5 protein-coding genes, 1 tRNA gene and 1 rRNA gene are annotated in these 8,774 nt (G+C 38.7%); 5 read left to right on the top strand and 2 right to left on the bottom strand.

Features of this window, described 5'->3' with window-relative positions; translation table 11 throughout:
* Both rrf and C9J40_RS16880 read left to right on the top strand, forming a co-directional pair.
* A 5S ribosomal RNA gene (gene rrf, locus C9J40_RS16885) occupies nucleotides 1-94 on the top strand; the annotation flags it as partial.
* A gap of 136 nt (nucleotides 95-230) precedes the next feature.
* Nucleotides 231-307, top strand: a tRNA-Asp gene (locus tag C9J40_RS16880).
* A gap of 176 nt (nucleotides 308-483) precedes the next feature.
* Here C9J40_RS16880 and C9J40_RS16875 read toward each other — a convergent pair.
* A complete protein-coding gene (locus tag C9J40_RS16875; RefSeq protein ID WP_107247499.1) occupies nucleotides 484-1,341 on the bottom strand; it encodes a TIGR03899 family protein in 858 nt (285 codons plus the stop codon).
* A 295-nt stretch (nucleotides 1,342-1,636) separates the two neighbouring features.
* The gene (locus C9J40_RS16870; protein WP_107247498.1) at nucleotides 1,637-2,188 is read right to left on the bottom strand and encodes a YtfJ family protein; all 552 of its coding nucleotides are present in this window, start codon (nucleotides 2,186-2,188) and stop codon (nucleotides 1,637-1,639) included.
* A 214-nt stretch (nucleotides 2,189-2,402) separates the two neighbouring features.
* Between C9J40_RS16870 and C9J40_RS16865 the strand changes: the two genes are divergently transcribed.
* The 3 genes from C9J40_RS16865 (at nucleotide 2,403) to C9J40_RS16855 (ending at nucleotide 8,686) form a co-directional block, all read left to right on the top strand.
* A complete protein-coding gene (locus C9J40_RS16865) occupies nucleotides 2,403-2,612 on the top strand; it encodes a DUF1107 domain-containing protein (protein WP_107247497.1) in 210 nt (69 codons plus the stop codon).
* Nucleotides 2,613-3,182: 570 nt separating this feature from the next.
* Entirely contained in the window at nucleotides 3,183-4,934 is a 1,752-nt protein-coding gene (locus tag C9J40_RS16860) for an autotransporter assembly complex family protein (RefSeq protein WP_107247496.1), read from the top strand.
* Entirely contained in the window at nucleotides 4,931-8,686 is a 3,756-nt protein-coding gene (locus C9J40_RS16855) for a translocation/assembly module TamB domain-containing protein (RefSeq protein WP_107247495.1), read from the top strand. The genes C9J40_RS16860 and C9J40_RS16855 overlap by 4 nt, the downstream gene beginning before the upstream one ends.
* Nucleotides 8,687-8,774 lie beyond the last annotated feature (88 nt).

The following is an 8,774-nucleotide window of genomic DNA, read 5'->3' as shown; positions in this document are numbered from 1 at the left end:
ACCCACCTGATCCCATGCCGAACTCAGTAGTGAAACGTAATAGCGCCGATGGTAGTGTGGGGTCTCCCCATGTGAGAGTAGGACATCGCCAGGCTTCCAATTCGTTTTCATCTTTTTAAGAAAAAGATGAAAATAAAAAATAGATATCTATTTGAACTATGGATATCGCATGTGGTGTTATCGCTCTTAGCCATCCATGGCTTCACGATATTAGAACATCCATGTTCGTCGGAGCGGTAGTTCAGTTGGTTAGAATACCGGCCTGTCACGCCGGGGGTCGCGGGTTCGAGTCCCGTCCGCTCCGCCACTTTATTAGAGAAACCTGAATCGAAAGATTCAGGTTTTTTTTGTCTGTAGAAAATGATCATTATAGGGTAGTGAGTTAGGTGCTTTATTGGGAAGCTACTAGCTGCCTGCTATTTCGTGTTCCACCCGTTTTAATAATTATTAAAAAAGCGGAGTCAAAAAAATTTAGGCTGTGTATCAGTATTGGTGAGCTACCGTAAAATATTTTAAAAGTAGTTCATTTAGTTGCTCTTGATACTCATCATGAGTCTGTGAACCAATTAGTTGGGCTAATTCCTGTCCTATTGGTGATAAACGATAATAGGTGAACGATGTCCCTTTTTTGATGGGTGATAAACTGTAAGACTCTGTATGGTAGTTGAAATTGAGTTTATCAGTGTAACTTATTAAGTTTGTTTCTAGCTCTGTACTTAATAGCAGCCCAAGTTCAGTTAAAATTAAAATAGACGAATAAGGTAAATGGTATTGGTTATAATCAATATGTGTTTGGTGACTTCTATGAAAACTAAAGCTGCTTGTTCGCTGTTTGATACTTGTGAGAAGTTTTTTATTTTTATCGTTACCAATGCAACAGGTAAGAGTAAGGACTTTTTGAAATAGAGCGGCTTCTCGATGTGTCATTGATAAGAGTATTTTTAACGTGCGAAGAGAGACTGAGCCTGGTTGAATGATCTCTTGTTTTAGAATTTTTGCCCACAGTTTTTGCATGGATGGAGTATGAATTTGTTGAGCCATCTCTATAAATCTTACTAACCAATCAGGATCAGGATCTCTCGCTGTCTCATCATTACATTGGTTATAGGCTTGTTTTATGATCTGCTCTAAATTTGATTGTTCTTGTTGACGTTTTTTTTGAAGACGAACTTGTAATCTTTGTTTTAAAGTCCTCTCTTGAGTATTGTTAATTTCCCCATCGATAGCATATTTTTCTGCGATGCTTTTTATTTTTTTTTTACTGTCGGTTAATGTTTTTAACACTCCAAGCGCTCGACTATTTTCTATTGGTTTATCTATACTCTCTACTTTATTAGTCATACTTCTTTCATTCTCTTAACCAATCGTTAACTCATTTTTGTTATCTTGATCTCATGATTAGCAACGAACATAATGAGATGTTATCTTTGTGTTAATTTAAAGTAACTAATGATTACGGAGCATCCCATGAAAAAATTGAATCGATATATTACTGATCTTATTTTAGTCATTGGTTATTCAACGATCGTGAGTTACTTGCTTTGGTTTTTTAGTAAATAGTATATCGACTAGAGCTATCGTTTCTTTATTACTTTGAAAAAACTTAGCCACCCAGAGAGAGGTGACTAAAGTCTCATTATAAATTTTTACTCACTAAACCGATTACTTTTTTAATCTCACTAGGTGTCAGTTTGCCTTCTTTAGCGAATATGACTTTACCAGCCTTATTTACAACAAATACGGCAGAGCTTTCCTTTTTTAGATCCCATGTTTTTTGAACAATCCCATTGCTGTCCAGCACTATTGATGACCATGGGTATTCACGTTTACTGTCTTCTGTTGCTGATTTTACAAAGCCACCCGTACCCCACATCGCATCATTTTGGTTAATGATCGTTGTTGTTTGGTACTCATTTTCCGGAAATTTTGCGGCAGAAATAGCTGCAACAAGTGGCGCGTTAAGCTCTTTGGCTGCACTGCGTCCAGCTATTGCGAATACGATACGCATTTTGCCTGTTAGTTTTGTACTTCTCCATGATTTGTAACTAATCGCCTTATCTTTTAAAACAAGCTCACCTTTATTGGTAACTGTAACACCAGGTAATGAATAACCTAGCTTGATATTGGTAGCAAAGCTGATTGAAGGGGCTAAAGCTGCAAGTAAGATAAAGGTTGCTTTCAATTTCATGTGTTGCCTCTTTTTAGTCTGATTTGTGATTATGATAGTTAATCTTCTTTGATCTGGTAGTACCAGAAGTTAATATTTGGGCTCTAAGTCGATCATTATTGTTACAAATTTCGTATTTATTGGAATATGGCAGGCTGTTTGCATTAAGTTTTAATGTGATGAAACAAAGTCATCGATTTGCGGTCTATATCTGTAACCGTTGAGTGAGGAAAATATGCTTAGAATCTTTAAAATTTACCGACCAAACCAAGTGGCTCGTTATGTAAAAAGCTATTTTAGAGGTCGTATTTTTATTATGGGGGTAGGTGGCTTTGAATTTGATAGCGGACGACTATTACCACCTAAGTCTGGTGATTTAAAAGCATTAAATGTATTAACTGAGGTGAATAAAGAGATTCAGGTACTATCAGGAATAGCTGTGTAATCACTAAAATCTAGCGTATTTCTCTCTAAATTGGAATACGAGTCAGATGTAAGTTTTACTTTGTTCCTGCTTTCGGCTAACAGAAAACTTGATCCTGCCATATGACAACACAAATATACTCCCTCCTATATAATGTATTCAGTTACAGAGCGGTATTAAATTATTTTTCTCAAAAAAAGTTATTAATTGTTCTACAGTTGTTTTAGTTGCTGAAAGTAGTTTGAACCGTTTTCAGTACACTATTTATTTAGTGATAATTATTAATAATTCCAACAGGCTATAATAATGGCAATGAAGTTATAGTTAAGACTTAGAATACGTCTAATACTTCTATTAAAAAGATGGCATAAATTCGTGTTGAGGCACTGTTTTTCTTAATTTCATTGACCTTAGGTTACTTTTTTTTAGATTCATTTTGTTAATATTTATAAATAGGTAGCTGAAAATGGTTAAAAATTCTATTCGGTTCAATATTCATAAGTTTTCAGATGGCAAAGGTTGGAAGTTACTTATCGCTTTGCCACAATGGATTCGTAATTAATTCTAAATTTCGCAAAGAAGCACAATAGAATGAATAAAGTTTTTAAATGGCTGGGTGTGACATCATTTGCTTTGGTGCTATCGAGTCCAGTTATGGCCTCTTCATTGAAGATTAAAGGCTTAGATGGAAAAGTAGAAGATAATGTTGATGCTTATCTTTCTGCATTATCAAAGGATGATTATAGTGCGACATTGCGCTTTAAAGATCAGGTATTAAATGAAATTAGCGACGCGCTGCAGGCATTGGGCTATTACCAGCCAAAGTTTGATTATCAAGTCTCGGGTAGCGGCGCTAAAACTAAAATAGTGGTTACCGTTGATAAAGGTCCACGAGCGCATATTAGTAAAAGTAATCTGATTATTACTGGTGATGCTAAAAATGATCCTGCTTTTATTTCATTAGTAAAAAGCAGTGGTTTAGGGATTGGTGAACCGCTTAATCAAGGTAAATATGAGGCTTTTAAAGCATCATTAAAGAGCTTAGCACTTCGACGTGGTTATTTTGATTATGAATTAACGAAAAGTACATTAGAGGTGGTACCTAGTCGTAACGAGGTCTTTATCGATATTAATTTTGACTCAGGTCGACGTTATACCTTTGGTGAAACGACTTTTCAGGGAAGCCAAATTGATGATAACCGCTTACGTTCAATGATCCCTTACACGGAAGATGAACCTTATCTAGCTTCAAAACTGGGAGAGTACAATGAACGTTTGTCTAACGTTGGTTGGTTTTCTTCCATTTTTGTTGGTGGGGATGTAAAAGAGCGTAAAGATGATGCGATCCCTATTCATGTTGTTGTTACGCCACAAATAAAAAATCAATTTGAAACCGGTATTGGCTTTTCGACTGATACCGGCCCTCGTTTGAAGTTCAATTGGAAAAAACCGTGGATCACGAGTAAAGGCCATAGCTTTAACTTGAAATCCGAAATATCGAAAGATGAGCCAAAAGTTGAAGCGGTTTATAAGATCCCACTCGATGATGTGTTGAATGATTATTATCAAGTTGTCGGGGGCATACGTTATGTCGATACACACGATACGGTAAGTACACAATTTGGTATCGGGGTTGAACGTCATTGGCGTTTAGATTCGGGATGGAATCGTACTATTGCGCTTCGTTGGTTGACGGAGAAATATGAACAAGGTGGGATGGAAAAAGGTGTTTTCAATGTTTTGATGCCAGGATTGTCATACAGTAAAAGTAGTATGGTTGGAGGAATATTCCCGACCAGTGGGAGTAAATATAATTTTTCTGTTGATCTTGCTAATAAAAATGTTGGATCAAATACGACTTTTGCTCGAGTACAAGCAAAAAATGCTTGGATTCGTAGTTTTGGTGAAAATCAGCGTGGTATTTTGCGTTTAGATGGCGGTGCTATTATTAGTGATGGCATTCAAGATGTCCCACCTTCGTTACGTTATTTTATTGGTGGTGATAGTAGCCTTCGAGGCTATGGTTATCAGTCTATTTCTCCTCGTAATAGCCAAGGCAAAATGGAAGGCGGTCGTTATATGGCAACCTCTAGCATTGAATATCAACACCGTGTTTATGGTGATTGGTGGGGGGCTGTATTTTATGATTATGGTTCTGCTTGGAATACTACACCTGATTGGAAGCGTGGTGCCGGAGTCGGTGTTCGATGGGTTTCACCTGTAGGTCCTATTCGCCTTGATTTTGCTTGGGGCTTAGATAAGAACAAGAGCAATAATGATCGTTTCCTTAAACTGAGCAAAGATGAATTTCAGCTCCACTTTACTTTAGGTCCTGAATTATGATTTGGGTTAAGCGTATAGCACTTGGCGTATTAGCCTTATTATTATTATTAGTTATTGCTGTTGCTGCACTACTTTATACTCCTGCTGGTATTAAAGTTGCTGCATGGGGAGTGCAAAAAGCGCTTCCTGCCCTGTCGATTGGTGAATCGCAAGGCGCTTTGCTTGATGGTTTTGAATTTAAGAATGTCCGTTATAACGACGGTAATATAGATCTTGCTGTTAATAAGTTGAATTTAACATTAAATGATAGCTGTTTATTAACCCCTGAGATTTGTATTTCTGATCTAGGGGTGCAAGGTGTGAAGTTTTCAATGCCAAAACTTCCTCCTGCATCGGATAAGCCTGAACAACCTTCAGAGCCAGTCACTGAAATCTCAATGCCATTACCTATTCATATTGAGAAGGTAACGCTTGATGATATCGATTTAGATATCTTGGCGAATAAAGTGCGCTGGAAGCATTTCTCTACAGCAGCAGATTTACAAGGCAGTCATGTCACCTTAAAGCCAACGGATTGGGAAGGGATTTATTTATCATTAGCGCCATCTAAAACGGCTGATAAGAAGTCAGTTGCAGCGTCGAAATCAACGAAAAAAGCGGAAGCAATAAAACTGCCTGATGTTGTGCTACCGATGTCGTTTGATATTGAGCGCTTTACGGTAAAAGACTTCGAGTTAGCTGGCGAAACGCCACAAAAGATCTCGTTATTAGAGCTGATTGCGAATGCTAAAGACAGCGATATCAAGATTGATAAGTTGCAGGTAAATGCGCCTCAAGCGTCTTTAACCGCGAAAGCTGATGTGACGTTAACGGGAGATTACCCACTTTCATTAGATGCGAATGCAAAGATATCGATGAAGCCTGTTGAAGGACATCAGTTGCATTTAAAAGCATCAGGATCATTAGCGAAATTGGTACTTGATGCGACGTTAAAAGGTAAATTAGATGCGTTGGTTAAGGGTAAATTATCGCCGCTAGATCCGAATCTTCCTTTTGATGTGGTGGTATCCAGTAAGCATTTACAGTGGCCGATTGATAAAAAAGCAGAATTTACTGTTGCCAATACTGATATAAACGCCAAAGGTAGCTTAAAGGGGTTTACGTTTAATGCTAAAAGTAACGTAAATGGCACGCCTATGCCAAACGTGAAATTTAATTTGAAAGGTAAAGGTAACCTTGATTCGGTGAACTTATCTGCGCTGAATGTAGAGACCTTAGGTGGTTCTATTACCGGCAATGCAAAAGCAAGTTGGAAAGATCTTGTTAAATGGCAAGGCCAGCTCGCTTTTGCCAATATCCAGCCAGGTAAGCAATGGCCAGAAGCGGAAGGCAACATAAGCGGTAAGTTAAATACATCGGGTGGTTTAACTGCAAAAGGTGGTTGGTTTATTAAATTGCCAGAACTTGCTGTTAATGGCTCCATCATGAAACAGCCTCTTGAGCTTCATGGTCAGCTTGATGCTTCTGATGTGACGGGTAAAGGTAAAGATCTTAAGTTTAAAACACAGGGCTTAACATTAAAGCATGGTCCTAATGGTTTAGTCGCGAAAGGTGAATTAGACAAGACGTGGAACGTTGTTGCTGATATTAAAGCGCCAGATTTATCTAAATCATTAGCGGACTTACATGGTCGTGTTAATGGTGAGGTGAAGTTATCAGGCAAAATGGCTGAACCGGATGTAACACTTGATCTTGAAGGTGATGATCTTGGTTGGCAAAAAGTCGCAAGCCTTGCGTCTTTTAAATTGAAAGGTAGCGTAACGCCATTACCAGCATTAAAAGCTGATATTAGTTTAAATGCTAAAAAAGGGAAATTTGATAGTGTTACGTTAGATGATATGGATGTGTTGTTTAAAGGCACAGAGCAAGATCATCGTTTAACGGTAAAAGTAAAAGGGGAGCCCGTTGGCACTGAATTACTTCTAACCGGTAAATTAGATCGTAAGACAGGCTGGCAAGGGATCTTGCAAAAAGGTGACTTTACGACTCCTGTTGGTGAGTGGGTATTAAACCATCCAACACCTATTCGTTATGATCTGAAAACTGCAATGGCAACTGTCGGTGCTCACTGTTGGCAACAAGGTAAAGCTGGCATTTGTTTAACTCAGGATCTGACTGCTGGTGCATCGGGTAATGCGCAGTTAGCAATAAAACGATTCAATTTTGATTTATTGAAATCATTTATTCCTGAGCAGATGAAGGTTAACGGCGAGCTTGGTGCGAACGTTGTCGCTAAATGGGCGCCAAAGAGTGCACCCTATGTGAAAGCCCAGATTTTGATGCCAAGCGGCAGTTTTACTCAACAAGTGGATACCGATGATGCCCCATTAGCGTTAGGCTGGGATAAAGTTACCGTCAATGCTGAGATGGAAAATGATGTTCTAAATGCTAATTGGTTAGTGGCGGTTAAAAATAATGGTGATTTATCCGGTAATGCTAAAATCACTGATCTACAAGGTGATAAGCGCATTAATGCTAATGTGAAATTAGATCGTTTTACACTTGCATTCTTAGAGCCTGTTATTAAAGACTACCATCAGTTTGGTGGTCAAGTTGATACTAACTTGCAAATAACCGGCCCAATCATGCACCCCGCAGTGAATGGTTTATTACAAGTCACGAAGCTAGAAGCAAGAGGGCGTAAAGTACCATTAGATGTTCAGAACGCTGATATCAAATTAGCCTTTAAGGGGTATAACGCAACGTTAATGGGGAATATTTATACTCCTGATGGGCAATTGCTGTTACGTGGTACTGGTGACTGGCAAGATATGGCGGCGTGGAAAACAGAATTAAATATTAATGGTAAAGAGTTACAAGTGAGTATGCCGCCAATGGTTTCCCTTAAGGTCTCTCCAGATCTCACCATTAAAGCAACACCTAAATCTGCAGATATTAGCGGAAAGGTGGGGATTCCATGGGGACGTATTACGGTTAATCAATTACCAAAATCTGCGATCGCGGTTTCTAAAGATCAGGTCATTTTAAAAGATAACCTAGAACCAGTTGAACCGAAAAAATCTGTGCCGTTTGATATTACAACCAATATTATGGTGCATGTTGGTGATGACGTGAAGTTATCAGCGTTTGGTTTAAAAGCTGGTTTATTCGGTGATTTGAATGTTCGCCAAGATGGTAAAGGACCAATGATTTACGGTGAAGTGAATATTGCCAAAGGGTCGTTTTATCGAGCTCTGGGACAGGAATTACTTATCCGTAAAGGGCAGATATTATTTAACGGTCCTGCAGATCAACCATTCCTGTCGATAGAAGCGATTCGTGATCCTGATAATATCGAAGATGATGTTATTGCTGGTGTGAAGGTGACAGGCTCTGCAGATAAACCGGAAGTAACGATTTTCTCTGATCCTGCTATGCCACAACAAAATGCTTTATCGTATATTTTAACTGGCCGTAATCTTGATAGTGAGGATGATGGTGGTTCGGGTAATGCGATGACGACGGCATTGATAGGTATGGGACTGGCGCAAAGTGGTCAACTTGTTGGTGATGTTGGTGAAGCCGTTGGGATCAAAGATCTTAGCTTATCTACCGCAGGGGCTGGCGACGACTCACAAGTCACTGTTAGTGGTTATATCGCACCAGGACTACAGGTGAAATATGGCGTAGGCTTATTTAATGATGTGGATGAGTTTACAGTACGTTATCGCTTGATGAAGAATTTATATATCGAAGCAGTAAATGGTCTCGATCAGGCTGTGGACTTGCTTTACCAATTTGAATTTAATTAATCATTAGTGATGCCATCTAATAAAAAACCCAATGCTTGCATTGGGTTTTTTTATGTTTGTAGCATGTGTTTAGTCCTTTGGTTTAGTC

This window comes from Photobacterium sp. GB-72, from assembly GCF_003026095.1.
In the GTDB taxonomy this organism is placed as follows: Bacteria; Pseudomonadota; Gammaproteobacteria; order Enterobacterales; family Vibrionaceae; genus Photobacterium.
Note: the sequence above shows the minus strand (reverse complement) of the source record. Positions and strands in the feature narration are given on the sequence as shown.